This window comes from Pantoea sp. T14, from assembly GCF_036663535.1.
Classification (GTDB): Bacteria; Pseudomonadota; Gammaproteobacteria; order Enterobacterales; family Enterobacteriaceae; genus Pantoea; species Pantoea phytostimulans.
This window is the reverse complement of record NZ_JAWUEB010000027.1, coordinates 686,115-712,284: the sequence shown is the minus strand read 5'-3', so window position 1 is coordinate 712,284 and position 26,170 is coordinate 686,115. Positions and strand designations below refer to the sequence as shown.

Annotated in this window: 21 protein-coding genes and 1 pseudogene; 12 read left to right on the top strand and 10 right to left on the bottom strand. The window is 50.6% G+C overall.

Annotated elements, in window-relative coordinates; genetic code table 11:
• Nucleotide 1: 1 nt before the first annotated feature.
• Entirely contained in the window at nucleotides 2-1,102 is a 1,101-nt protein-coding gene (locus tag SC127_RS21415; RefSeq protein WP_215846828.1) for an NADH:flavin oxidoreductase/NADH oxidase, read from the top strand.
• Between the two features lie 100 nt (nucleotides 1,103-1,202).
• Here the strand turns inward: SC127_RS21415 and SC127_RS21410 are convergent, their stop codons facing one another.
• Nucleotides 1,203-1,502, bottom strand: a complete 300-nt coding sequence (locus tag SC127_RS21410; protein ID WP_243077949.1) for a putative quinol monooxygenase — start codon at nucleotides 1,500-1,502, stop codon at nucleotides 1,203-1,205.
• A 329-nt stretch (nucleotides 1,503-1,831) separates the two neighbouring features.
• On the opposite strand from SC127_RS21410, the gene SC127_RS21405 reads away from it, so the two are divergent.
• Nucleotides 1,832-2,863, top strand: a complete 1,032-nt coding sequence (locus SC127_RS21405; RefSeq protein WP_215846830.1) for an NADP-dependent oxidoreductase — start codon at nucleotides 1,832-1,834, stop codon at nucleotides 2,861-2,863.
• 209 nt (nucleotides 2,864-3,072) lie between these two features.
• Nucleotides 3,073-3,852 carry a prepilin peptidase gene (locus SC127_RS21400; RefSeq protein WP_332627959.1) on the top strand — a complete coding sequence of 260 codons (780 nt, stop codon included), beginning with the start codon at nucleotides 3,073-3,075 and terminating at the stop codon, nucleotides 3,850-3,852.
• A 165-nt stretch (nucleotides 3,853-4,017) separates the two neighbouring features.
• Here the strand turns inward: SC127_RS21400 and lafU are convergent, their stop codons facing one another.
• Nucleotides 4,018-4,920 carry a putative lateral flagellar export/assembly protein LafU gene (gene lafU, locus SC127_RS21395; RefSeq protein WP_332627958.1) on the bottom strand — a complete coding sequence of 301 codons (903 nt, stop codon included), beginning with the start codon at nucleotides 4,918-4,920 and terminating at the stop codon, nucleotides 4,018-4,020.
• Between lafU and SC127_RS21390 the strand changes: the two are divergent.
• Together SC127_RS21390 and SC127_RS21385 are read left to right on the top strand one after the other, a co-directional pair.
• Nucleotides 4,895-6,610 (top strand): annotated as a pseudogene (locus tag SC127_RS21390) (flagellar biosynthesis protein FlhA); the annotation flags it as partial. The gene lafU and the pseudogene SC127_RS21390 overlap by 26 nt on opposite strands.
• Before the next feature lie 281 nt (nucleotides 6,611-6,891).
• Nucleotides 6,892-7,101 (top strand): hypothetical protein, encoded by a 210-nt coding sequence (locus tag SC127_RS21385; RefSeq protein ID WP_215846832.1) that lies wholly within the window; start codon nucleotides 6,892-6,894, stop codon nucleotides 7,099-7,101.
• Between the two features lie 131 nt (nucleotides 7,102-7,232).
• Here the strand turns inward: SC127_RS21385 and SC127_RS21380 are convergent, their stop codons facing one another.
• Entirely contained in the window at nucleotides 7,233-7,697 is a 465-nt protein-coding gene (locus tag SC127_RS21380) for a YlaC family protein (RefSeq protein ID WP_332627956.1), read from the bottom strand.
• A gap of 404 nt (nucleotides 7,698-8,101) precedes the next feature.
• Between SC127_RS21380 and SC127_RS21375 the strand changes: the two genes are divergently transcribed.
• On the top strand, nucleotides 8,102-8,494 hold the full coding sequence (locus SC127_RS21375) for a GFA family protein (RefSeq protein WP_332627954.1): 393 nt from the start codon (nucleotides 8,102-8,104) through the stop codon (nucleotides 8,492-8,494).
• A gap of 54 nt (nucleotides 8,495-8,548) precedes the next feature.
• Here the strand turns inward: SC127_RS21375 and SC127_RS21370 are convergent, their stop codons facing one another.
• Together SC127_RS21370 and SC127_RS21365 are read right to left on the bottom strand one after the other, a co-directional pair.
• The gene (locus tag SC127_RS21370) at nucleotides 8,549-9,538 is read right to left on the bottom strand and encodes a lysozyme inhibitor LprI family protein (protein WP_243077954.1); all 990 of its coding nucleotides are present in this window, start codon (nucleotides 9,536-9,538) and stop codon (nucleotides 8,549-8,551) included.
• A 184-nt stretch (nucleotides 9,539-9,722) separates the two neighbouring features.
• Nucleotides 9,723-12,083, bottom strand: a complete 2,361-nt coding sequence (locus SC127_RS21365) for a membrane-bound PQQ-dependent dehydrogenase, glucose/quinate/shikimate family (protein ID WP_332627953.1) — start codon at nucleotides 12,081-12,083, stop codon at nucleotides 9,723-9,725.
• A gap of 683 nt (nucleotides 12,084-12,766) precedes the next feature.
• Here SC127_RS21365 and SC127_RS21360 point away from each other — a divergent pair.
• Both SC127_RS21360 and SC127_RS21355 read left to right on the top strand, forming a co-directional pair.
• Nucleotides 12,767-13,750, top strand: a complete 984-nt coding sequence (locus tag SC127_RS21360; protein ID WP_215846837.1) for a GT-D fold domain-containing glycosyltransferase — start codon at nucleotides 12,767-12,769, stop codon at nucleotides 13,748-13,750.
• 379 nt (nucleotides 13,751-14,129) lie between these two features.
• Nucleotides 14,130-15,449, top strand: coding sequence for an MFS transporter (locus SC127_RS21355; RefSeq protein ID WP_332627952.1), 1,320 nt, complete (start codon nucleotides 14,130-14,132; stop codon nucleotides 15,447-15,449).
• A 125-nt stretch (nucleotides 15,450-15,574) separates the two neighbouring features.
• Here the strand turns inward: SC127_RS21355 and SC127_RS21350 are convergent, their stop codons facing one another.
• A complete protein-coding gene (locus SC127_RS21350) occupies nucleotides 15,575-16,828 on the bottom strand; it encodes an enolase C-terminal domain-like protein (protein WP_243077958.1) in 1,254 nt (417 codons plus the stop codon).
• 87 nt (nucleotides 16,829-16,915) lie between these two features.
• Entirely contained in the window at nucleotides 16,916-17,617 is a 702-nt protein-coding gene (locus tag SC127_RS21345; protein WP_243078498.1) for a FadR/GntR family transcriptional regulator, read from the bottom strand.
• 276 nt (nucleotides 17,618-17,893) lie between these two features.
• Between SC127_RS21345 and SC127_RS21340 the strand changes: the two genes are divergently transcribed.
• The 4 genes from SC127_RS21340 to idnD all read left to right on the top strand — a co-directional run bounded on the left by SC127_RS21340 (nucleotide 17,894) and on the right by idnD (nucleotide 22,454).
• A complete protein-coding gene (locus tag SC127_RS21340; protein ID WP_243077959.1) occupies nucleotides 17,894-18,661 on the top strand; it encodes an SDR family oxidoreductase in 768 nt (255 codons plus the stop codon).
• A 77-nt stretch (nucleotides 18,662-18,738) separates the two neighbouring features.
• Entirely contained in the window at nucleotides 18,739-20,037 is a 1,299-nt protein-coding gene (locus SC127_RS21335) for an MFS transporter (protein ID WP_332627951.1), read from the top strand.
• A 3-nt stretch (nucleotides 20,038-20,040) separates the two neighbouring features.
• On the top strand, nucleotides 20,041-21,402 hold the full coding sequence (locus tag SC127_RS21330) for an MFS transporter (protein ID WP_243077961.1): 1,362 nt from the start codon (nucleotides 20,041-20,043) through the stop codon (nucleotides 21,400-21,402).
• Nucleotides 21,403-21,413: 11 nt separating this feature from the next.
• Complete coding sequence (gene idnD / locus SC127_RS21325; protein WP_243077962.1) at nucleotides 21,414-22,454, top strand: L-idonate 5-dehydrogenase; 1,041 nt, start codon at nucleotides 21,414-21,416, stop codon at nucleotides 22,452-22,454.
• Nucleotides 22,455-23,080: 626 nt separating this feature from the next.
• Here idnD and SC127_RS21320 read toward each other — a convergent pair.
• The 3 genes from SC127_RS21320 to SC127_RS21310 all read right to left on the bottom strand — a co-directional run bounded on the left by SC127_RS21320 (nucleotide 23,081) and on the right by SC127_RS21310 (nucleotide 26,085).
• The gene (locus SC127_RS21320) at nucleotides 23,081-24,385 is read right to left on the bottom strand and encodes a PQQ-dependent sugar dehydrogenase (protein ID WP_215846839.1); all 1,305 of its coding nucleotides are present in this window, start codon (nucleotides 24,383-24,385) and stop codon (nucleotides 23,081-23,083) included.
• 12 nt (nucleotides 24,386-24,397) lie between these two features.
• Nucleotides 24,398-24,805, bottom strand: coding sequence for a DUF2231 domain-containing protein (locus tag SC127_RS21315; RefSeq protein ID WP_243077964.1), 408 nt, complete (start codon nucleotides 24,803-24,805; stop codon nucleotides 24,398-24,400).
• A gap of 164 nt (nucleotides 24,806-24,969) precedes the next feature.
• Entirely contained in the window at nucleotides 24,970-26,085 is a 1,116-nt protein-coding gene (locus SC127_RS21310; RefSeq protein WP_332627947.1) for an ABC transporter substrate-binding protein, read from the bottom strand.
• Nucleotides 26,086-26,170: the final 85 nt, after the last annotated feature.

Below are 26,170 nucleotides of genomic sequence, written 5' to 3'. Positions count from 1 at the left end.
CATGAGTCAACTTTTCTCCAACATCAGTATTGGTCAGTTAGCACTGGATAACAGAATCGTGATTGCGCCCATGTGTCAATATTCTGCTGACGCGGGCAAGGCAACAGCATGGCATCGCATACACCTCGGTCAACTGGCCTTTTCTGGTGCCGGCTTGCTGATTATCGAAGCAACTGCCGTTGAAGATATTGGCCGCATTACCCCGCAGGATTTGGGGCTATGGAATGATGAAACGGAATCTGCGCTTCGCACAGTGCTGGAAGATATACGCCAATATTCATCTATACCGATCGGTATTCAGCTGGGTCACGCAGGTCGCAAGGCGTCATGTGCTGCGCCATGGGAAGGCGGTGAGCAGTTAAGTCTGGATGCGGGTGGATGGCAAACTGTTGCGCCTTCAGCGCTGGCCTACAGCGAACAACAAAACCCACCTATCGCCATGGATGAAGCCGCTCTGGAACGCGTTAAAAAAGCCTTTGTTGAAACCGCGCAGCGTGCCGTTCGCTTGGGGATTCAACTGATCGAGGTACATGCCGCGCACGGTTATTTATTGCATCAATTCCTTTCTCCATTATCGAATCAGCGCACAGATCAATACGGCGGCTCTTTAGAGAACAGAATGCGTTTTCCCCTGGAAGTCTTTCGCGCGGTGAGAGATGCCGTGCCAGAAAACATCCCTGTTGGCGTACGCATTTCAGCAACAGACTGGGTCGAAGGTGGATGGGATGTGACGCAATCTATCGCTTTCTCTAAACAGCTTGAATCACTGAACAGCGCCTATATCCATGTCTCCAGCGGAGGGTTGTCGCAGGATCAGAAAATTGAGGTCAAAGCGGGTTATCAGGTTCCGTTTGCCCGCGATATTCGTGAGCAAGTGACGATTCCAGTGATTGCGGTTGGGCTAATTACAGAACCGCAACAGGCAGAAACCTTGCTGCAAGAGGGCGAGGCCGATTTAGTGGCGCTGGCTCGCGGCATTCTCTACGACCCACGCTGGCCATGGCACGCAGCAGCAGAATTAAAAGGCAAAGTCAGTGTTCCGCCACAATATTTGCGCTCTGAACCGCACGGCGTCAAAGGCATACTGGAGTCAAACGAGTAATTGATAATGACTTATCGCAAAACGCGTCAGCGTCTTTATTGATGAAGGAATAAAAACGGGGCCATCGCGGCCCCGTTTTTTCATCGTACATTGATAACTCTTAAGCGTGTCCGCCTGCGGCCTTATTCAGAATGATCACCTCTGAAGATTCAATATGCGCTGGCAGATCGGCAAAAAGCTTAACGATATGGGGCGCTTCCAGGTGCTTTTGCAGCGCCTCACGCGACGCCCACTCTTCAGTCCAGACAAAACGACGTGCATTGTCATTGTCACGGTTGAGCTGATACGTAATGCAGCCCTCTTCCACCAGCGTCGTCTCAACCACGCCTTTGAACAGCGCTTCTACAACCTCTTCTTTGCCAGCTTTAGCGGTAAAAATAGCCACCACGGGTACGGTCATCTTTAACTCCTTGTCAAAAGGCTCACTCAAATGAAGCCCGAGCCTGTCGTTTGCAGGTTAGGGATTGTTGAGAACGCGTTGAGCGTTATGGCATCGCACTCTTGCGAGGCAATAACGTCACTTCAACCGCCGTTCGCCATGAAGCGTAGCCTCTTCAACAGGTTATGTCTGCGACATCCGTGCGGTAATACCCGTTTAAATGCGTCACGATAAAAAATTTCTTACCCCACAAACCGCTAATCCCTCTTGGTCAGGCTCTGCTAGACCTACACTCTAACGGAAGAACACCTTCGTTAATGCAGCACACTGAAGATGAAAAAGGAGAAACAATGTCGAATCAGCAACCGCAAAATCACGCATGGCTTTTGGCTTCACGTCCTGATGGCGAACCTACCAAAGATAACTTCCGTTTTGTTCAACAGCCGATTCCAGAACTGAAAGAGGGCGAAGTGCTGTTGCGCACCGCTTATCTGTCGCTGGATCCTTACATGCGCGGTCGCATGGATGACGGAAAGTCTTATGCCGCGCCTGCCGAATTGAATGAACCTATGGTGGGCGGCACCGTTTCTCAGGTCGCCGCATCAAAACATGCTGATTATCAGGAAGGAGATTGGGTCTTAGGCCAAAGCGGGTGGCAGGAATATGCCCTCTCCGACGGTTCCGGTTTAGCGAAGTTAGGCAATGACCTGCCCCATCCTTCATGGGCGCTGGGTATTTTGGGAATGCCTGGCTTCACGGCTTATATGGGATTGATGGATATTGGGCAACCTAAAAAGGGTGAAACTTTAGTGGTTGCCGCAGCCACTGGCCCCGTGGGCGCAACGGTGGGTCAGCTAGGTAAAATGCAGGGATGCCGCGTGGTTGGCGTAGCGGGTGGTGAAGAAAAATGCCGCTATGCGGTAGAGACACTGGGCTTCGACGCCTGTATTGATCATCACAGCAACGATTTTGCTGAACAACTCGCCGCAGCCTGTTCAGATGGCATTGATATTTATTACGAAAACGTCGGCGGAAAAGTGTTCGACGCGGTGTTTCCTCTGCTAAATACCGCTGCACGCGTGCCAGTGTGTGGATTGGTTTCGGGCTATAGCGCAAAAGATTTACCGGAAGGCCCCGACAGAACGCCGTTAATTATGGCGGGCATCCTCAAGCGCCGCATCCGTATGCAAGGCTTTATCATTTTCCAGGATTACGGTGATCGTTATTCTGAGTTCTTATCCGTCATGACGCCGCTGGTTGAGAACAAGAAGATTCATTATCGCGAACACGTTATCGATGGGCTGGAAAACGCGCCACAGGCGTTTATCGATATGCTCAACGGAAAAAACTTCGGCAAGACCGTGGTGAAAGTTTCAGAGTAGCCCGTTGGCGTTACGCTAAGACGCTTCACTTATCCCCGTGTCAGCCCTTTCTGACACGGGTTAAGCAGCAAAATCTCAACGCTTCGGCACAGCGCATAAAACTCAATGAAATCCCCTGTAATCACCGAGACGCAATAGCGGCGGAGCGTGGTTGCGTTTACTGTTGCATCCACTCTTTCCGCTGCAATTGGTTCATCAGAGGTAACAGCATGGATGTTGACATCATTACCGGGTCGATTACTGTTTTAATTGCACTTTCTGCCGGCAGTTTTATTAATGTGGTGGTCTATCGATTGCCACTACAGCTTCTTCAGCCGACGTCTCCGGTGACGCTCTGTCGCCCTCGATCCCATTGTCCAGACTGTAAAACCCCTTTACGCTGGCGCGATAACCTTCCTTTGCTAAGTTGGCTGCTGCTACGCGGTAAATGCTTTCACTGCCAGGCGCCGATTAGCCTGCGCTATCCGCTTACTGAAGCCCTGACCTTGTTAATCGGTGTCGTGTCCGCCTGGCAACTGCCACAGGATCGCTTTTTAATCATAACGCTGGTGCTGTGTTGGACGCTGTTGGCTTTAACGCTGATAGATATCAAACACCAGCTGTTACCCGATGCCTTAACGCTTCCCTTGCTTTGGCTAGGTTTATTACTGCACGTTTATGCACTGTTGCCGGGAAGTTTAGGCGATGCGGTTATTGGCGCGGCCGCAGGTTATAGCCTGTTGTGGCTATTGGCCACCAGCTATCGCTGCTTGCGGCGTTGTGAGGGATTAGGAATGGGCGATGCCAAACTGCTGGCTGCGCTGGGCGCCTGGCTTGGCTGGCAATCTTTGCCTGAACTGTTGCTTATTGCTGCCGGAGGTGGGTTAACCTGGATGCTGCTTAATAAAGCTCTTTTCAACCAAGCCTTGTCCCGTGCAATTCCCTTTGGCCCGTGGCTTTCCCTGGCGGGTGTTGACCTGTATTTCAGCAATTGTCTATCGCGGCTGTAAAAACGTAATGCGGTATGGGGATTGCAAGCGGTGGAGCATCCATCCCAGCTGGCCTCTTTGAGTTTGATCGCTAAAAAGAACCGGTGGCACTTACCACCGGTCGAGCCAAATCGGCTCAATGGCACTTCGCTTCATGGATGACGACAAAACTGCCCTTTATTGCCGCTACCTGAGATGCTGAGTAATCGGCTTAACCACCTTTTCACCATTAACGCCGTAGAACTGGAAAAGAGAGTCTGTTGCGGCTTCGGTCAGTACCATGATTTCAATACGACGGTTACGATCGGCCAGCGGATTCTCCGTATCCAGCGGCATGCGTCCCGCCATGGCGTTAACCTGGATAATGCGATTTTGTTCCAGGCCACCCTGCTCCAGCGTACGACGCGCCGCTAAAGCACGATCGCCCGACAGATTCCAGTTGTTATAAGCCGCCTTGCCACTGTATTGCGCGGCGTCGGTATGACCGCTGATCATGATCTTGTTATCCAGGCGGTTAAACGCTGGCGCAAGTTCAACCAGCAACTTGCTGAAATAAGGGGTCAATACCGCGCTGCCTCGCGGGAACATCATGCGGTTACTGTCATCCTGAATCAGAATACGCAGCCCTTGCGGCACTTTTTCCAGCACTAAGTTGCCTTGGGTATTAAGGTTCTGCATGATTCGCATTATTAGCTGGCGTAACGCTTCCAGCTCGGTATCCGATCGACTTAACACGCTTTCAAGGCTCTCTTTGGGCGCGTTGTCTAAGGCGCTATCCAGCACGCTGTCAGCCTCCTCGCGAACGGGTTCAGACTGTGCTGCGAGGCTTTCTCCCACCAGCACTGCCCCTTGTTCCCCGGAATCTTGCAGCGGATTAAAGGAAGACTCGTTAAAAATAGAGGTGCCGTGCAGCTGTGCAACGATCTCTTTGCGCTCCTCTTCTGTTACCGAACCCATGATCCACAGCACCATAAACAGCGCCATCATCGCCAGGGTAAAGTCCGCGAAGGCCACTTTCCACGCACCGCCATGATGTGCGTTGTGCGCTTTTTTGGCCGATCGTTTGATAATCAACTTTGTGGTGGTCACCAAAGGCGCAGAACGTATCTCAGAGGTCTCTGCGCGCTTTACGCTGGACGCATTGCCCGGTAAACAGATGGCGATTGATGCCGATCTTAATGCCGGTTTAATTAATCAGGAACAGGCGCGCGACCGCCGCCGCGATGTGGGCAACGAAGCGGACTTCTATGGTTCGATGGACGGCGCCTCTAAATTTGTTCGTGGTGATGCGGTCGCAGGCATCATGATCTTGCTGATCAACGTGATTGGCGGGATTTTAATTGGCGTATTCAAACACAACTTGCCCGCCGGTCAGGCTTTTGAACAATATGTTCTGCTCACCATTGGTGATGGCTTAGTGGCACAGATTCCGTCATTGCTGTTGTCAACAGCGGCGGCGATCATCGTGACCCGCGTCAGCGATGGTAACGACATTGGCGAAGAAGTTAAGTCGCAGATTTTGGCTAAGCCGACCACGCTTTATAGCGCAGCGTTGGTGATGTTTATCCTCGCGATTGTTCCTGGCATGCCACACACCGTCTTCCTGCTGTTCACCGCCCTGCTGGTGTTTGCCGGATGGCGTCAAAGCCGCCAGGTGGCAAAACCCACCCAGAATCCTGAAGAGATCGCAGCCCTGACTCAGGCACTCCAGCAGGAAGAGGACGTTGCGCCGATAAACTGGCAAAGCATTCCAATGGTTGAGCCGATTGGCCTAAACCTTGGTTACAAAGTGGTGCCGCTGGTTGATAGCTCACGCGGCAGCCCGCTGAAACAGCGCGTACGCGGCGTGCGCCAGGTGGTCTCTGAAACCAGTGGTGTGCTGCTGCCTGAAATTGCCATTCGCGAAGATTTTCGCCTTAAACCCGCCCAGTACGCCATTCAGATCAACGGGGTGCGCTCGGCAACCGGCGAAGTGCATCCCGACCGCCTGATGGCGATCCCGACCCCGGAACAATATGGCGAAATTGATGGTGTGCTGGATACCGATCCCGCCTACGGCTTAACCGTGACCTGGATTTTGGCTGAGCAGAAAGCCAAGGCACTCAATCTTGGTTATCAAGTGGTGGATTGTGCCAGCGTTATTGCGACGCACGTCAACAAGATAGCGCGCGAAAATCTGCCTGAATTGTTCAATTACGATGACATTACTCAACTGCATGATCGTCTGGCTGCGATGGCACCCAAACTGGCTGAAGATCTCAGTCAGGCGTTGAATCACAGTCAACTGCTGCGCGTTTATCGTCTGCTGCTGACTGACCAGGTTTCACTGAAAGATATCACCACCATCGCGACCACGCTGCTGGAATCAAGTGCCGTGACCAAAGATGCGATTCTATTGGCTTCAGATGTGCGATTCGCGCTGCGCCGCGCCATGGTGGCGGCTATCGCGCCAGACCACAAGCCGCTTTCGGCTTACACACTGAACAGCGAACTGGAGAACCTGTTGCTCAACTCACTCAATCAGGCGCAGCAGGCGGGCAAAGTCTCGCTCGACAGCTTCCCGGTGGATCCCAATATTTTGACGCAGTTGCAGTCAACCTTGCCGGTGATCACCGAACAACTGAAAGCGCAAAACCTGACGCAGGTCTTACTGGTTACGCCGCAACTGCGTCCGCTGATTGCGCGTTACGCTCGCTTGTTCGCCAGCAGCCTGCATGTGCTTTCTTACAATGAGATCCCGGATGACGCTAACCTGAATGTGGTTGGCGTGGTGGAGTGATTGACTGGACAGCCCTGACGTCATCCCTGGAATTATGTTGGGGCTGGCGTTTAAGTTTTTCTATTTTAATTAGAGTAAATCAACGACCGGTTAAAGCGTTTTCCCCTTTTTTTGCTAGCATTACCCAACTTGCAGTCAATTAAAACGGCACCAGCCGATATTTTTGATTAGGTGAAACGTGGAAAGTTTAAGCGAGGCCGTTAGGTTATACTTACCGCTGAAATTGGATGTTTTTGTTTGTCTTTTTTAACTACCTGAAAGGTCAAAATAAAGGAGCAATAATGGACGATGCTGATTTAGCTCAGGAACGCGAGGAAGCGTTGATAACAGCCGCACTTTCGGCCCGACAACCACGACTCAAAAGTCCTGACGGAAAATGCATCTGGTGCAAAGATGAACCTGTCGTATCAGATACCGCATTTTGTTCAGCCGAATGCGGTGAGGATTATTCCAGGCATACGCGTGAGATGAAACAACGCATTAACGAGTAATTCAGTGATGACGCCATCCCAGATTTATTTAGGATGGCGTTTTTCTCTCTGCTTCATGGGGAAGAGACGAAGCATTGTGTGGCATCAAAGCGGAAATTAAAAACAGCGGCACTTACCAACACAACACCCGTTTATTTATGTCTTAATCTGTAGATATCAGCAAAATAGAGATAACCTTTCTTTTGGTATTGTCGGTCAAGAGTGGCTTTTTCCTCCTGCGTGAGCAGGTCTCCGTTCAATAGTTCTTGTATAAACGCTTCCCGAACGTGAACTTCCATATACCAGTCGCCGGTGTAACAGTTTTTCCACGCCCCTTTATCGATATCTTTGGCTTTATAAGAGGGATTGATATGGAAAAAGAAGAAAAAGTTAAGCACGAAAAAGATCAGGCAGCAGACAATGACTTCGGCTTTGCCAAAGGTATCGACATACAGAAGCACGCCCAACGTGATGAGAAAAAGAATCCACATCAGAGCATAAAGCCCTGAATATTCCTTGATAAAGGAGATATCAAAATAGGGTTTGTCGTCTCTTTTTTCTGTTGTGTTAATGTGGTCAAGTTCGCGTTGTAATCTCTGCTCTAAGGGCTCAATCATTTACTGTTATCCTGCGCGCAACGGTAATTAAAATAATTTCATGCTGTATTTTACACCTAATCACCCCCGTCTTCCAGTTTAGAAAACCCTCACTTTAAATTATAAATCAATAGGTTAAAGCAAATAATAATCAGCCAAAGATCCCCTATTCACGCTGTTCTCTGCCTGGCCGCTGGAAACGCAGTGGAAGCAGAAGACCTTGAGGCGCTAGCGGTTATTTATCAGTGCGGTTTAACGGGAGCGACGATGGTTTCGCCTTTTGCTGTGTGGCGATAACTCTGCCACCTCCATCACACTACAGGTTTAAAAACTTCATCTTTATGCGCAATCGCTGAATAGTAAGAACTGCCCTGTTTCGACCTAAGGGTAACTATTCCACTTCCTTTATTTTGAGGAGATAGCGTATGGAAAAATTTACGGGCGGTTGCCTGTGCGGCAATGTGCGTATTGAGGCTTCAGGACTTCCCTACCGGGTTGGCCTGTGCCACTGCCTTGACTGCCGTAAGCATCATGGCGCGCTTTTTCACGCCTCTGCCATATTCCCTCAGCAGGCGGTGACCATTGTGGGAGAAATGCGTGACTATGCTGGACGCTTTTTCTGTCCACACTGCGGCTCGTCTGTTTTCGCACGCTCCGACGATGAAATCGAAGTAAATCTGGGATCGTTGGATAGCGCCGACCAGTTAAAGCCGACTTACGAAAGTTGGATCGTGCGTCGTGAATCCTGGTTGCCTCCGTTTCCGCTGATAAGGCGTTATGAAGGCGACCGTGACGCCACAAGCCGATTTGAAGATTAAATCGGCGGACGTTGATGATGCCAACCTGAATAAGATCGACGTGGTCAGCGTGATTTACTGCGTAACAATAAAGTGGCTGCGCCATCCCTGAATCGTTTTAGGGATAGCGCTTTTGTCTTCCTGATTGGTCAGGTAATGGAATTCCAGTTTGTTCTGCGCATTGGGCGCAACACGCATTGCCCAAATACTGCCACTTGGGTTGTACATGATGATTGCCGCACGGCGATTGGCTTCGCCAATGACGCGCAAAGTCATGGCTTTCGCTGACACATTATCCAGATCTTGGGTGTAATGCAGGGCATTAGCCGTGGCGACGTATTGTGCATATTCGTCACCTGCCAACTGGCGAAACGCACTGTCCAGTTTTTCATCGGGTAAGATTCCTGTATTCAGCAGCGTCGAGGCTGGACGGGGATCGTGATCTCCCCTTACATAAACGCCATCAGGCCGTACGTCGGTGGGGAAAAGTAATGCGCAACTGCCATTGCTTTGTGTGCTGACTTCCAGATTGCCGTCTTGACGCGGTACCACAATCATGGCGCAATTTTCTGCCCCGTTGATATTGTTGACATAGAGCACGCCATAGTAGCGGCGCGCTTCGCTATCGATATCAATTTTGTAAGCACCCCGTACGGCGTGCAGATCCAGTTCGGCAGAAAAATCACTGGCGTTTTTAATCACCAGACGTCCGCTTTCGCCATTGGTGGCGCTGACGTTCCACCACTCACCACTCCAGTCGATATGGCGATTAGCGTTAAACAGTTGGCCGTAACCCTGAAAATAGGCGCGCTTGAGGCAAAACGGGCTACTACAGGCTTTACGCTGTTGCAGCCACTCGGTATAGAGTTTGCCGTTGGGCTGTGCTTGCCCCACCAGCTGTTCAAGCCAGCGGGCATCTAAGGTGTGATCCAACCAGCGCAACTCGGGATCGCGACACACCATTTGTTCGGTCGGGCTGCTTGCACGCTGGCAATCAACTGCCTGCGCTGCGGTCGAGAGCAGCAAGACCAAACCTGTCAGCAGGAAGATAAAAAACGTTTTCATTTTTTCTCTTTAGTGGAACGTAAGGATAGCGAAGCGGCAGGATGCCAAAAAGGGCTGTAATTATAGGTTGAGGTGGCTGTTTTCGATAGCGCGAAGCTGAGGAATGGGTGTAGAAGTATTGAATTAAATAATCGGCAAATCAAAAAGCTGAGTGCCAGACACGCTGGCACTCAGCCTGTTACGCTTACTTCAGTCGGAACGCGACTACGCTGTCACCCGCTTGTGTACCCAGCGAGCCGTGACCGCCTGCAGCGATAACCACATATTGCTTACCATCTTTACCCATAAAGGTTGATGGCGTGGCTTGTGCGCCAGCAGTCAGTTCAGTCTGCCACAGTAACTCACCGGTGCTGCTGTCATAAGCGCGGAAGAAGTTATCTGCCGTTGCGCCGTGGAAAACCACATCGCCCGCAGTGACCAGCGGCCCACCGTGCGCCACCATACCCATCGGGAATCCGATTGGGAAACGGCCCGGCAGGAAGCTGGTTTTCAGGTTTTTGGTGGTGCCTACGCGGCGCAGCCATTCTGTTTTACCGGTTTTCAGGTCAACACCCACCATGCGTCCCCACGGCGGCGCGATACACGGAATACCGAGACCGGAAGCCAGCTGCTGGATATGAATGGCATAGTCGCCGTGGAAGTTTTCATTCCAGTAAGGCTGACCATCTTTGGTGAAGGTGCGCTGAGTGGCGGTCTCAGGCGTACGTTTGATCAAGTTGTATTTGTAGGCCAGACGAACAGGTGTCGCAATTAACATCTGACGTTCAGGATCAATAGCCACCGAACCCCAGTTAAACACCCCGATGTTACCTGGGAAAACCAACGTGCCTTTTTCCGTTGATGGCGTCCATGGGTTGCCGTCGTAACGCAGTTCACGGAAATTCGCACGGCAGCTCATCTGATCAAACGGTGTGATGCCCCACATCGATTTTTCAGTCAACGGTTGCGGAATGAAGTTCAGGCTGGAAACGGGCTGCGTAGCAGCAAACTTCTCGCCTTCCACCCCACCTTCGGTTGAGACCTTGACTTGCTCAACCGGATAAACCGGTTCGCCGGTAAGACGGTTCAGCACAAACAGGTTGCCGGTTTTGGTCGGCAGAATCACAGCAGGCTGCGCATTACCTTTGTAGGTGATATCAACCAACGATGGCTGAGAAGGATTATCGCGATCCCACAAGTCGTGGTTTGAACTCTGATAGCGCCATTTGAAGGCACCGGTTTTCAGATCCAGCGCGACCAGCGCATCGCGAAATTTCTCGGTGTTGCTGTTGGCATCACGCTCAATGCCCACTTCGTCCGGTGACGCATTACCAAATGGCACGTACACCAGACCATTTTTCAGGTCAGCGCTTAGCGTGCCCCATGCGACTGGCGTATCTTGTGGATAGGTCGCATCAGCCGCAACCGGCGCGGTGTTTTCCGGGTTTGCTGGATCGAAGTTCCAGACCAAACGGCCGGTGATCACATCGTAAGCGCGGATCACACCCGATGGATTGCCGGTGTTAAAACCGTTATCCATCACCGAGCCCCCAACAATCACCAAATTGCCAGCGACCAGCGGTGCCGCAGTTTGCATCAGAGCGTGTGGACGCACTTCGCCCATATTGTCACGCAGATTGACTTCGCCGTTCTGGCCGAAATCGGCGCAGCGTTTGCCGGTGTCAGCGTCAAAGGCAATCAGACGTGCATCGGTGGTCGCGTTGAAGATGCGCTTGCGACACATTGCGGGTTGCGCAGCACTGTTTTCTGCAGCCGCGTTGCTCTCTTCGTAATAACTCACGCCACGACAGGTTTGATGCTGTTGCAGATAAGAGCGATTTTTATCCGGCGTCGTTTTCCATTTCACCGCACCCGTTTCGGGGTCAAGCGCATGCACTTCGTTATGCGGTGTACAGAAATACAACATACCGTTGGCTTTCAGCGGCGTAGCTTCAAAGGTGTATTCGGTCGCGTCATCGCCCTGGCGCAAATCACCCGTGTGATACGTCCAGGCCACTTCCAGATCCTTGACGTTATCTTTGGTGATCTGATTCAGTGACGAGAAACGCAGGCCGTTGGTTGAACCGCCATACGCGCTCCAGTCATTACCCGCGCCCATAGAGGCAGAAGGCGCACGCGTATTGCTGATAGTGCCCTGTTGCGGCAGCGGATCGTAAAAGCACAGGCCAATCACCAAGGCAACCATGATCACAACCGTACTGCCCAGCAGCGGATGGAAGCGGCGTTGACCTTGATAAAGCGGGCGGACGACAAACGGCAGCGCCAGCCATACGCCGATTACGCCAAACAGGTCGCCGCGTGGAATCCATTGCCACTTATCAAAACCGACTTCCCAGATAATCCAAAATAATGTGATCCACATCAGCAGTGCATAAAACGTTAAGGCGCTGCGTTTATTCAGGAACAGTAAAATTGCTGTGATCAATAAACCTGCCGCCATCAGCGCATAGAATGCACTGCCTCCAAGCAGCAGGAGTTCTCCCCCCATGTACAACATCACAACCGCGACGATTGCGATGATTACACTGGTAATTTTGTTAACCATGATCCTTCCTCAGGCCATCAATAATGATGATTACTCAAATAAAAACACATAAAATCAACGCGATTTTAACCAACGTAATGATTTTGTAAAATCACTGTAAAGGGCGAGTGTTTAGTTTAATTAACGAATTGGCGGGCGAAGATTAGCGTAGCGGCGGGCTTTGAAGGCTTTTTGTTAAGACTTTTCCGTGACATTCATCACATAAAATTAACCATTTCCCCAGATTTATCGCATCTTTTGTGCAAAACAAGGATTAATTCTCTCACCCATTCGTACGAATCTTTACGTAAATCCTGTTGAAAGATCAAAAATGGTTTAACAGTTAATTCATATTGTCCTGCAATTATTCTTAATAGCGGATGAAGTATAACGATCAATTTAAATTGATTTAAGAACCGAAATAAAATAATTACTAATATTTTCAGCGGGTTGAATTTTCAGCGCCCTCCATTCTCGTTATTGAAACTTATCATTCATCTCGACTTCTTCTTATTTCATAAAAATCATTTTTTAATAAAACATTAATTAATGATTGTATTTCATGCTCATTATTCTCTTTAGGATATTTCGCAGCTTTGAAATAATTCCTAACGTGTTATAGATAATATTAACATGCTCCTGATGATTCTCTGTTTTAACGCCACCAGAATGCGTTAAATCGCCACCTTAAAGGCAGGTAAATAATGGCCATGCTTTATTCTATCTATCGAAAATTCCGTTTTCCGATCAAGTTCCTTCACGCTTCGGTTAAATACCCCGCAGCACAGAAAAAAGTAAATAAAATAGCTATCCTTTCAATTGAAGAAACGATAGATCTGTTATTAAGAAATGAAAAGCTCTCGCTGGCACGGTACGGTGATGGCGAACTGGAAATGACTTACTACAAGAATATTGGCTTTCAACCCTTTGATGAGCGCCTCTCTGCCCGGCTTAAAACGCTGTTGCAGCGCAGTCCGCAGGATAATCCCGATTGTCTGATCTGCCTGCCCGATGGTTTTCGTAACACCCGCCAGATGCGTTCAGGTGCCGCCCTGTTTTGGTTCTTCCATAAATCATTTTACTTTTCACGCTATGAGAACTTGTTGAGTAAGAATTATCAATATGGCAATACGTCCGTAACGCGCCCTTATCATGATTACAAAAGCAAAAATTTATCACGCGCCATTTTCGACAAATTTAAATTACTGTTTAAAGACCGAAAAGTATTAATCGTTGAAGGAAGCGGAACACGATTGGGATTAGGTAACGACTTACTGGATGGTGCAAAAGAAATTAAGCGGATAACCACGCTTAATCGCAACGCTTTTTCAGTTTATGACCCGCTCTATGCCTCTATTTTAGTCCACGCCAGTGAATTTGATCTGGTCCTTATTTCACTGGGCCCGACGGCAACCGTGCTGGCTTATGATCTCAGTTTGCAAGGCATTCGCTGTATTGATAGTGGGCATGTAGATATCGAATATGAGTGGATGCTGGCTTCAGCTACCACAAAAATAAAAGTTGAAGGGAAAAACGTAAACGAAGTGGGTGTGTTATTAAGTGAAAATAGCGCTGTGCTGGATAGCAATTATCAGCAACAAATTCTGTGTCATATCGATGAAACCACACCCGCCGCGATCACCCTTCATCAGCCGCCTTTGGCTTCTTCCCATGAAACGGCTGCCTGACGTTCGTTCAAAGGATTTATGCCGTCCCTCCATGCGGTAAGCGATTGTTTGTTCAAGGCGCGCACTCACCGCTTGCAGCCACAATCCTTTCGCACCGTCAGGCTTTTAGCCGGGTGCGCGGAATAATTCCTATATCATGGATTTTAACGCTAACCTGACAGCGTCAACAGAAGCATCTGGTTGTCATGTAGCGAGCAAAATCCGCACCAAATTGATGCGCAGGCTCATTATTAACCGTAAAATTAATCAGCAATATTGATGTTCCGTCTCGCTACGGGCCTCTTTTATAGTTTTATGTCCCTGTTTTTGCGATAGTTAATCATTTCAGGCATCTATTTTGCTTATCACTTCTGTCAGTTTTTTATTCAGGAGAGATGAGATGAACCCGGGTCGCTATCGTTACACTATATTTTCAATGCTGTTTCTCATTGCCCTGATTAACTATGTTGATCGCGGCGCACTCTCATTTGCCGCGAATGCCATTTCAGCGGAATATCACTTTTCAAAAGTGCAGCTTGGCGCGGTGCTGGGCTATTTTGGCTTTGGCTATCTGTTTGGATCGCTGTGTGGTGGCTTTCTGGCCGATCGTATCGGCACTAAAAAAGTCTGGATGATGGCTGGCGTGCTTTGGTCGATTCTGGAAATTGCCACTGCCTGGGCGGGTGATTTAGGCATGGCGCTGTTTGGCGGATCGGCCATCATGGGGTTTGCGGCGTTACGCATCATGTTTGGCTTTTCGGAAGGCCCGGCGTACGCGTTGATGAACAAAGCCATCGCGCACTGGGCACCCGATAACGAACGCGGTTTCGCTCTGAGCATTGGCCTGCTTTCCACCCAAGTTGGATCGTTACTGACAGCGCCGATTGCTGTCGGTCTGCTGCTGCTGACCAACGACTGGCGCATGATGTTTATCCTGCTTGGCGTGATGTCGCTGCTGACAATGCTGCTTTTTGCCCGCACCTTCAGCGATAGCCCAGATACCAGCGCTGCAACCCATGCCGCAGAACGTGAGTTTATTCACCGCGGACAAAAGGTGACTCAACACGACGATACCCCGCTGCCGTGGTGGCGCTTTTTTACCAGCCGCACGCTGGTGTGCAATGCGCTGGGCTATTTCTCCTTTCTCTACATCACCTTTACGCTGGTGACGTGGATGCCGAAATATCTGCAGGATAACTTTCATTACGATCTGCACGCATTGTGGTACGTCGCGATGATTCCATGGAGCGGTGCCTGTATTACCGTGCTGCTCGGGGGACGTTTTGCCGACTGGCTGCTGGCTCGCTTCAACAATCTGCGTCTGGCACGTAATGTTTTTGCCGCCGTCACGCTGTGCGGCACCGCTTGCTGTTTTATGGCGATTCCGTGGATGCACTCAGCGGCGGGTATTATCGCCTTGATGACGCTGGGCAACGCACTGAACGCCCTGGTGAACAATGTTTACTGGTCTGTGGTGATTGACGTAACGCCGAAATCATCGGTCGGAACCTACAGCGGCATGACATTGGCTATTGCCAATCTCGCCGCGATCATCTCCCCGATGCTCTGCGGTTGGTTGGCCGAATATTATGGCTATAACGCCATGTTTACCGTCACCGCTGTGATCGCGTTTGGCAGCATGTTGGCGATGACGCTGCTGCAACCGGAGAAGCGCTTGCACCCTCAAACTGAGGCTAACGTGACGCAGCAAACGGCCTGACGGCGCATCAGCGCGTTAACATGAAAAAAGGCGGAGTGGTTAGCTCCGCCTTGTCTCACGTTCCGGCTAGTTGCATAAGGCGACTATGCTCGCCTTGCCACCACTGAACGCCTTTTCCTGAGGTATTAAGGACGTGCGGCCGTACCATCGGGTAGACGCGCAAGGGTCCATTCTGGAATGCCGCCGGATACCGGATATTTAGCGGCTTCTTTTAAATCGATATCTACGCCCAATCCAGGTCGATCGCTCAGATAGGCATAACCGCGATCAATTTCAGGGCAACCGGGGAAAACGTCCTGCAACGCGTCATTCACCGGCGTGTATTCCTGTATACCCAGATTGGGGATGCTCATGTCGATGTGCAAATTCGCAGCCACCCCAACCGGTGAAATATCGCCCGGACCATGCCAGGCGGTACGCACCCCGTAAAGCTCAGCAAAGGTCGCGAGTTTTTTCGCCGGTGTAATCCCGCCAATAGTACTGACATGGCAGCGAATATAGTCAATCAGTTGATTTTGAATCAGTGGCTTCCATTCGTTGATTTGAGTAAAGAGTTCACCCATCGCAATCGGGGTGCTGCTCTGACTGCGCAATTTGCTCAGCCAGTCGATATTTTCAGGCGCAACCGGATCTTCAAGGAAGAATAACTGATAAGGCTCAAGCGATTTTGCCATCTGTATTGAGGCTATCGGTGTAATACGTTCGTGAACGTCATGAATAAACTCAACGCCAAATCCCAGCTTGCTGCGCAGATGATCAAACAAGCGCGGAACCGCACGCGCGTACGCATCTGGATCAAAGTAAATGCCGTGTGTCTGACTGCGCGGCGACACTTTTGGCTGAATGTTGCGCGCTTTAGCCAGCTTGCCGGCGATCAGACGCATATCGTCGGTTCCCGCTCCACCATACATGCCAATCTGACAACGCACATATTGATAGCCCTCTTCCATGCGCGCCCGAATGTTATCTTCCACTTCAATTTCATCTGCACCGTCGCAGTGACGATAAAGCGGAACGCCATCCCGACACTGGCCACCCAACATTTCAAACACCGGTAAATTAGCCACCTTGCCTTTCAAATCCCACAGTGCCATATCAATGCCGGATAACGCATTGTTCATTACCGGGCCATTGCGCCAGTAACCGCTTACCGCTGCCGATTGCCAGATGTCTTCAATCCGCGCCGGGTCTTTGCCAATCAGAAACGGTTTCATGTAATTTTCAATCGCCGCGGCTACGGCAAAGATTCGCTGAGTAAAGGTTGCGCAGCCCAAACCGTATAAACCCGGTTCGCTGGTTTCAATTTTCACTACCACGAGATCGATGCCGCCGGGCGCAGTCAGTATGGTTTTTACATCGGTGATCTTCAGATTGCTCATGATGTTCCTCACGTATTCTGGATAAGATGTTGTATGATGTCCTACATGTTGGGCACTTTAAAAAGCCCTTCAGGGCTTTTCGATGAATCAGTTGTGACGTACGTCTTCTATCGCATGAACATTGTGCGTCATAGCACTGTTTAGCGTCTCAGCCGCCAGCGAAGCGTCGCGATTTTTCAACGCCATAAAGACCTTGATATGCGCCTCTACGCTTTCCAGCGTGATGCCCAAAACCCGGTTCAACTCCTCGAGATAATGTACGTATATCCCTTTCAGCGACTCCATCACGTGAATGAAGACTTTATTGTGTGAAGCTTTGACGATGGCAAGATGAAAATCATAATCGGCCAGCGAATATTTTTTATAGTCATCCTTACTCACCAGCATACGATTTAAAGCATTTTCCAACCCTTTCACATCCTCGTCAGTGGCGTTCTGTACCGCCAGCTCCATGCACTTAAATTCCACGGTTTGACGGAAAACACGCATATCATCGAATTCCTCCTGTGATAAATGCAGAATCGGCTGGTTATCACTGAATGCCCCGTAGCGTGCCACTTCGCGGGTCACATACGTGCCTTTACCTTGATGCGTCACAACCACACCAAGATCCCGCAGCTTCTGAACTGCACTTCTGACACTCACACGGCTGACCTGAAAGGTGGCCGTCAGTTCAGCTTCTGATGGCAGTTTGCAGCCGGGTTCCCACAGTCCATCCTGGATGTTCTGCTTCATCTGCTCGTAAATCACATCGACTACATTATGTTTTTGGATACTTTCCAGCGCCACAGCATTACTCACTTGTCCTACATGTCTGGAGCTTTTTTAACGTGTCGCCGCTGCCATGACAAGAGAAAATTTGTCGGGTCTTTTTACGTTTCCAGCAAACACATTTTATTTATCATGAAGTTATCTGAATTTCCTTCATCGTATCGCATCGTTCTTAAGTTAAAAATTTGTGAAGCATCTTACAAATTTACGCTGTGCTAATTGCCGCTTTAAGACGCTTGACGTAAAACAAATCCACTTAACTTGTTAGTCATGTTACATGAGGCGGATATTATCATGCAGACGTTTTTTAACCTGAGCGGAAAAACCGCGCTAATTACCGGCTCAACGCGCGGCTTAGGATTCGCCTATGCGCAGGGTCTCGCACAAGCAGGTGCAACCGTCATTCTGAATGGCACGCAACAAGAACACATGACCACGGCGTTGGAGAAGTTACGGGCACAGGGGCTTGAAGCAGAGGGTTTTATTTTTAACGTGGCGGATGAAGCCGCCATTGAGTCAGTTTTCAGTCAACTCGATGAAAGAGGCGTGCAGGTCGATATTGTCATCAATAATGCCGGCATTCAGTTCCGAAAACCGATGCTGGAGCTGGCTTTAAGTGACTGGCAACGGGTGCTGGATGTGAATCTGACCAGCGCCTTTTTGGTTTCCCGCGCCGCAGCGAAACGCATGATTGAACGCCAGCGCGGCGGAAAAATCATCAACATTGGATCGCTGACCAGCGAAGCGGCTCGTCCTACCGTTGCGCCTTACACGGCGGCCAAAGGCGGCATCAAGCTGCTGACTAAGTCGATGGCAGCGGAATGGGCGCCTTTCAACATTCAGACCAACGGCATTGGACCTGGCTACATCCTGACTGACATGAACGAAGCGCTGGTCGCTAACGAAGCCTTCAATCAGTGGGTCTGTAGCAGTAATCCCTCTGGCCGCTGGGGAAAACCCGAAGAGCTGGTAGGCACCGCAATTTATCTGGCCTCTTCGGCGTCGGATTACGTTAACGGCCAGATGATCTACGTCGACGGCGGCTGGCTGGCAACGCTGTAACTGACTTCCCAGGACGATCTGAGCTGAGCATGAAGACTTGGCCGTACCCTACTCAATGAGCGACCCGAGGTCACACTATGAACCAGAAAATTGCAGGGATTTTACCCGCCAGTCGTTGGCGAAAACTCATTCCCATCGCCTTTATTACCTATAGTCTCGCCTACCTTGATCGTGCCAACTACGGCTTTGGTGCTGCAGCCGGGCTGGCAGAAGATCTGCATATTACGCCAGCGATCTCTTCCTTGCTTGGCGCACTCTTTTTCCTTGGATACTTTTGCTTTCAGGTGCCTGGTGGCATTTACGCAGAAAAACATTCGGCTAAGCGGCTGATTTTCTGGAGTCTGATTCTGTGGGGCGCACTGGCCACCGCCACCGGTATGGTGCACAGCGTGGCATTACTGGCAGCTATTCGTTTCCTGTTAGGGGTTGCGGAAAGTGTAGTGATGCCTGCCATGCTGATTTTTCTAAGCCACTGGTTTACGCGAGAAGAACGCTCAAAAGCGAACACCTTTTTATTCTTGGGCAATCCCATCACCGTATTGTGGATGTCGATTCTTTCAGGTTATTTGGTGAATTCGTTTGGCTGGCGCGGCATGTTTATTATTGAAGGTGTGCCGGCAATCTTATGGGCCTTCATCTGGTGGCGGGTCTATGCCGATCGCCCACGCGATGCAAAATGGCTGAGTGAACCTGAGAAGCGTGCCGTTGAAAACGCTCTTGCGGCTGAACAACAGTCAATCAAACCGGTGAAGAATTATCGAGAAGCCTTTCGTTCGCCCAAAGTTCTGGCGCTGGCCTTTATTCACTTCTTCTGGAACATCGGCATGTACGGTTTCATTATGTGGCTGCCGTCCATGTTAAAAAGCGCTTCAGGAATGGGAATTGTTGCAACTGGCTGGCTTTCCGCCGCCCCCTATCTGCTTGCCGTTCCGCTAATGCTAGGTGCTTCCTGGTTTTCTGACCGATTTCAGCAACGTAAAGCTATTGTGCTGCTGTTCCTTGGATTAGGCGCAGTCTGCTTTATCGCTTCATTTACACTTGGCGCAACACACTTCTGGATCTCGTGGGGATTGTTAGTGATCGCCGGTGGCGCGATGTACACACCTTATGGACCTTTCTTCGCCGCTATCCCTGAAATGCTGCCTCGAAATGTGGTCGCTGGCGCGATGTCATTTGTGGTCTGTTTTGGTGCGCTGGGTTCTTTTGTCGGTGCCTGGATTGTCGGCTATCTCAACGGCTTAACCGGCGGCCCTGCCGCATCCTATGTTTTCATGGGGGGATCGTTGATTGTCGCGGTATTGCTTACTGCCTTCACCACCTTTAGTAGCCAGGCAACACCGGCTGCTCGTACCCCTCTGTTTACTGAGAGAGGATAATCGATGACCCTTAAACCTACCCATACGCGCTTAAACATTCTGCTCATGCTGTTTGTTGTCACCGCCATTAACTACATGGACAGGGCTAATCTGGCCGTCGCAGGCTCTCATATTCAGGGTGAGTTTTATCTCTCAGCGACACAACTGGGTTTACTCTTCTCGATGTTTACCTGGTTTTATGCCCTGAGCCAAATTCCGGTCGGCTATCTGCTCGACCGCATTGGTTCGCGCTGGCTGTATGGCAGCGCGATTGTACTCTGGAGTCTTTTTACTCTACTGATGGGACTGGCCTCGCACCATTTTTTCACCACGGCAACCGCCTCATTTATGATGTTGCTGGTGTGTCGTGGGTTGATTGGCGTGGCTGAAGCGCCCTCTTTCCCTTCCAATACCAAGATCATTGCTACTTGGTTTCCCGATCATGAACGCGCCAGAGCAACCGCAACCTACTCCAGCGCGCAATATATTGGTCTGGCGCTGCTGACGCCGCTGCTGTCGCTTATTGTCAGCAAATGGGGTTGGGAGATGTCGTTTTATCTCTCTGGCTTAGTCGGTATTGTGTTTGGTCTTTACTGGCTCATCGCCTATCGCGATCCACAGCACAGCAGCAAGGTAAATAGCGCTGAACTGACGCTTATTCGCCAGGGTGGCGGTCACGGTTCAGCCAACCAGCAAAGTGGTAGCAGTAAGGTCAATTGGTCGTCGGTAAAATATATTCTTCGTCAGCGCACCACCTGGGGCCTGTTTATTGCCCAGTTCGCTGCCTCCTCCACCCTCTACTTTTTCCTGACGTGGTTTATCGTGTACCTGGAAAAAGGCCTGCATTTGTCGATTGATAAGGCCGGCATCGGTGCCATGTTTCCGTACATGATGGCGATGGCCGGTGTGCTTTGCGGCGGAACCCTAAGTGATTTCCTGCTGAAGCGCGGCCGCAGTCGCACTTTTGCGCGTAAATTGCCGGTAATGACGGGCATGTTGCTGACCTGCTCAATTGTATTAGTGAACTTCTTCCAAGACAGCCCGGTGATCGCCATCGTTATCTTGTCGATCGCGTTTTTTGCTAACGCCTTCTCCAATCTCGGATGGGTCGTGTGCAGCGATGTCATTCCTCGCCATCTGATCGGTACTATTGGTGGATTTTTGAATATTTTCGGCAATCTCTCCGGCATTGTTAGCCCAATCATCATTGGCGTTATTCTGCAGAAAACCCACAATTTCCAGTACGCCATGTGGTATATCGCCGCCGTCGCGCTGATGGGTTTTTTGGCTTATCTGATGCTGGTGGGAAAAATTGAAGTCATGACACCGCCCGGAGAAGAACACGCCGATCAAAAGAAAAAATTTGAGACCCCGTCTAACGCATAGAGAGAAGCATAATGCATCAGAAAACAGTGAACGCCGTGATCGTCAATGCCGCGCATGATGTGCGCTGTGAACCGCGCGAGATTCAATGGAACGATGAACAGGTGTTGGTGAAGGTGGAGCGCGGCGGTATTTGCGGCTCTGACATACACTATTTCCAGCATGGCCGCGCCGGTATGTCAGTGCTTAAAGCGCCAATGGTGCTGGGCCATGAGTTTGTCGGCATTATCGAGCAGGCACCGCAAGACAGCGAACTAAAGCCCGGCCAGCGTGTAGCAATCAACCCTTCTCAACCGTGCCAGCAGTGTATGCTGTGTCAGGAGGGGAAACAGAATCTCTGTCGCTCAATGCGTTTTATGGGTAGCGCGCAGTTTTTCCCGCATGTTAACGGCGGCTTTGCCCAGTATGTGGTGGTCAATCCGTTGCAGTGCGTGCCCTACAACGACGGGGCTGAGGCTAAAGTCATCGCTTTTGCTGAACCGCTCGCGGTTTGCATTCATGCGGTACGCCAGGCAGGCGATTTGACCGGGAAGCGCATATTGGTGACGGGTGCAGGGCCGATTGGTTGCCTGGTGATTGCCGCAGCGCTGGCATCTGGCGCGACAGAAGTGGTCGCAACCGATATCAGTGAGCGCTGTCGCGAGCTGGCTACAGAAATGGGTGCCAGCCAAGCGGTTGACCCGCGTGATGAAAAACACTCTGCGGTCTGGGCAGAAAAAGGGGGCCATTTTGATGTCTGCTTCGAGGCGTCCGGTGCGGCATCCGCGGTGAGTTCGCTGGTGGCGTTTACACGGCCTGGCGGCATTATTGTTCAGCTTGGCATGGGCGCGGCAGAGGTGAACTATCCTGTTGGTCCGTTGCTGGTGAAAGAGGTACAGTTGCGCGGTTCATTCCGTTTTACCACCGAGTTTACCACTGCGGTTCGCTGGCTTGAACTCGGCAAAATTAACCCTCTGCCACTGCTGTCAGCAGAAATGATTATGCAGGAAGCCGCTTCCGCTCTGGAGCTCGCTTCGGATAAAGAGCGCGCCGCCAAGGTGCAGCTGATTTTTTAGATGATAAATTCGCCGTTGTGGTTGATATGGCTGGCGATTAGCGGGCGTAGTCAGCGTGCTGGTATTGCCTGACTGACACTGAAAAAAACGGATTAACGGCTGTGAAAAAAGGCGGAGTGGTTAGCTCCGCCTTGTCTCAAGTTCCGGTTAGTATGCTTTACCGGTCAGTTGCATAAGGGCAACGATGATCTGCAAAATGATTCGGATGATATCCAGAATCAGCCTTGTCAGTTCCATCACTTTCCTTCTCCTTTTACAGGAGCGCGCTGTTCGGCTACCGAGGCTTTGACTCTACCCGCCGGGTGCCTAAGCACATCTTGTGGAGAGAGCTGAGCGGCACTCAAGGTTAAAGCCACAGGCCAGCACCACCTGATGCCTGCCGGGATTTAAAAACCGTGCCCCTGGGAGCGGCCAGTCAATCTTGAGGCTGAACTCATCCCTCAACACCTGTATAACCATACAGTATTTTAGCCAAACTTGAAAACCTTCGCCGCACTATTTAGAATAACTTTTGTGGAGAGTGCTGAGCACCTCGTTCGAAGCCGGTTACCAGCCGGGGAACGAACAAAAAAATAAAGGATTTGGCCTCAAGCCAAATCCTTTTTTATTGCCCAGCATTTAACCGATTATTCGTTTGCTGCGCTAATGCGCCAGATGCTGTTACCCGCATCATCGGCGATCAAAACGCCACCCTGCTTATCTTCAGCTAATCCTACTGGCAATCCACGAACTTGCTTTTGATCATCCGTCAAAAAACCGGTAACAATCGGCTGCGGCTGACCCACCGGCTGACCCTGCTCAAATTTCACCCACACCACCTGATAACCATTTAACGGCTTGCGGTTCCAGCTCCCGTGTTCACTCACAAACGCGCCACCGCGATATTGCGCCATGTTGTCACCTTGGTAAAACAGGAGGCCCAGCGGCGCGACGTGCGAGCTCAGCGCGTAATCGGGCTTGATGGCCTTCTCAACCAGATCGGGACGCTGCGGTTCGGCACGGGGGTCAATGTGCTGACCAAAATAGCTGTAAGGCCAACCGTAGAAGCCTTTCTCCTGCACCGACGTCAGGTAATCCGGCACCAGATCCGAACCAATTTCATCGCGCTCGTTCACAATGGCCCACAACTTACCGCTCTGCGGTTCCCACTGCATACCGGTAGGATTACGTAATCCGCTGGCGTAAATGCGACTTGCCCCGCTGGCAGCATCGACTTCAAGGATCGCCGCGCGGCGATATTCAGCGCCAATGCCGTTTTCAGTGATGTTGCTGTTGGATCCTATTCCCACATACAACTTGCTGCCATCGGGACTTGCCAGCAGCGATTTCGTCCAGTGATGATTGATCGGTCCGCCCGGCAGGTCAGTCACCTCTTCAGGCGCGGTACGAATCTCCGTTTCGCCTTCGGTATAAGGAAATTTTACCAGGCTGTCGGCATTCGCGACATACAGCGTATTACCCACCAGCTGGATACCAAACGGTGAAAACAGATTTTCGATAAAGCGATGTTTTTCCCACTTACCGTTTACGTTACGCAGCAGCGTTATGCTGTTGCCGCCTGCGCCGCCTTTGCCCGAAGATTTTTGAATCAAGCCTGTTATCAGCTCTTTCGGCCTGGCTGTCGCGTTTGGTGGCCCGTTAGACTCCGCCACCAGCACATCGCCATTCGGCAGTACGTAGACTTGACGTGGATGTTGCAAGTTCTCGGCGATCTTCTCGATTTTTAGCCCTTTTGCCACTTTCGGCATTTCACCCGCTTTCCACGGTACGCCCTCTGGCACCTGCATTGGCGGCATAACAAAATTTTGCGCCTGTGGCAGTTCAGGATTGGGGCCGGTTTGCTTTTGCGGATCAATCAGCGCGCCATCGTCACAGCCCGCCAGCAAGGCAATTAAGGTCACGGCGAGTAACGTTTTATGCTGCATTTTCATCTCGGCTTCTCCTTAAGCGGTGCGTTGACGTAACGCGAGTTGAACATTTGCCAGCAGCAACAGTGCCACCACCAGCGTAGAAAGTATGACGCCTAATGGCACCACCGCATAAGCATCACGGCTATGAATGAAGGCGTTTAGCACAGCAAGGATAATGGCCAGCAACGAGAGCCAAAAGTGGGTTTTTTCGGGTGCTGCACTGCCACGAAATAGATAAATAAGGCTGATTAAACGTGGCAGAACCGCTATGACCAAACCAAAAACAATGAGCCAGCTGGCGGCATCGGTCCACATGATTTCAAAGCCTCGCATGTAGATAATATCGAATAGCCAGGCGGCGCTAAAAAAGCCCAACGGCAGCGGCTCAAGCAGAGCGTAAAGCGTAACGGCGAAAGCCGACCTTCCCGAGGTAGTGCGCATTTTCCTCTCCATATTCTGTTAATAAACGGGGTGAAGACGGCACTTCGCTTCCTCAAGCAACCGACTTCGCGCCTGTAAAATATTAGTAAACATGAAGAAAAGTGGCAGGTTAATTCAGTAAGAAAAAAAATTAAACAGCGGCATCTCTGCCGCCGAGGGGAACATTAACTTTTATCGGCGGGTAACGTGACCCAATAACCCGGCTGGTAAGGTAGCGGTAAAAATTTCTGATGGAACTCACGGAAGGTCTTATCTGGATCAAGATCGGCAAACAGATCGGGATGCAGCCATTTTGCCAATGCCTGAATAGCAACAAACTGGTAAGGGCTGTCATAGAACTGATGCCAGATGGCATGGGCATTGCCGTTATGTGCAACCGGTAAGGTTTTGAAAGCATCACGCATCATCAGCGTTTTTAAGCGCGCCGTTGCCTCCGTGACGTCAGCCCCCGGCCCAACGCCAATCCACTTCCCTACCGTATTGTAATTTTTCCAGTTTGCACCCGTGACCACCACCACATCTGGGCGGCTGGCAATGATTTGCTCTGGATTGAGAGTACCAAAGGTGCCAGGAATGAGATTTTTGGCAATGTTATCGCCGCCGGCCATTTCCACCATTTGCCCAAAATTCTCATTGCCGAATGACATACAACATTCGTCGCTGTAACCGCCTGCACGATCGATCATGACTTTCGGGCGATAGCCGTTGAAACTGTGCAAACGTGAAGTGACACGCTGAATTTGCTGGTGGCGGAAGTCGATAATCGCCTGCGCACGGGCTGGTTTGTTCACCAACTCACCCATAATACGAATACTTTTCTCAGCATTCACAAACGGCGCTTCACGGAAATCGATAAACACCACCGGGATACCAACAGCCTGCAATTTTTCAATCAGTTTGCCCTCATCCGTTGCCGCTTTGGACTCAAGGTTCATCAGTACTAAATCCGGTTTTAACGTCAGCGCCTGCTCTACGTTAAACGTGCCATCCTTTGCCCCGCCAAAGGTCGGCAGTTTTTTAATTTGCGGATAGCGCTGTTCATACGCCTGATAACCATCCCAATCCGCTTTGTGAAAGTCATCGCGCCAGCCAACTACCCGTTGAAACGGCGCCTCGGTATCAAAGGCAGCCAACAAATAGATCTGTCGTCCTTCACCTAAAATAATACGTTTTGATTCATTGGCGACATCGACCTGACGCCCGGCGACATCAGTAATTGTTTTAGCCGATGCCGATCCTACCAGCGTGATTAACCCCAGCGCTAACATCCATTTTTTCATCGAAATAACCCATATAAATGATAATGAGAATTATTATTGTAAATCGCCGTTACTATCACTCATAAATCAGATAAGGGGAAGCGAT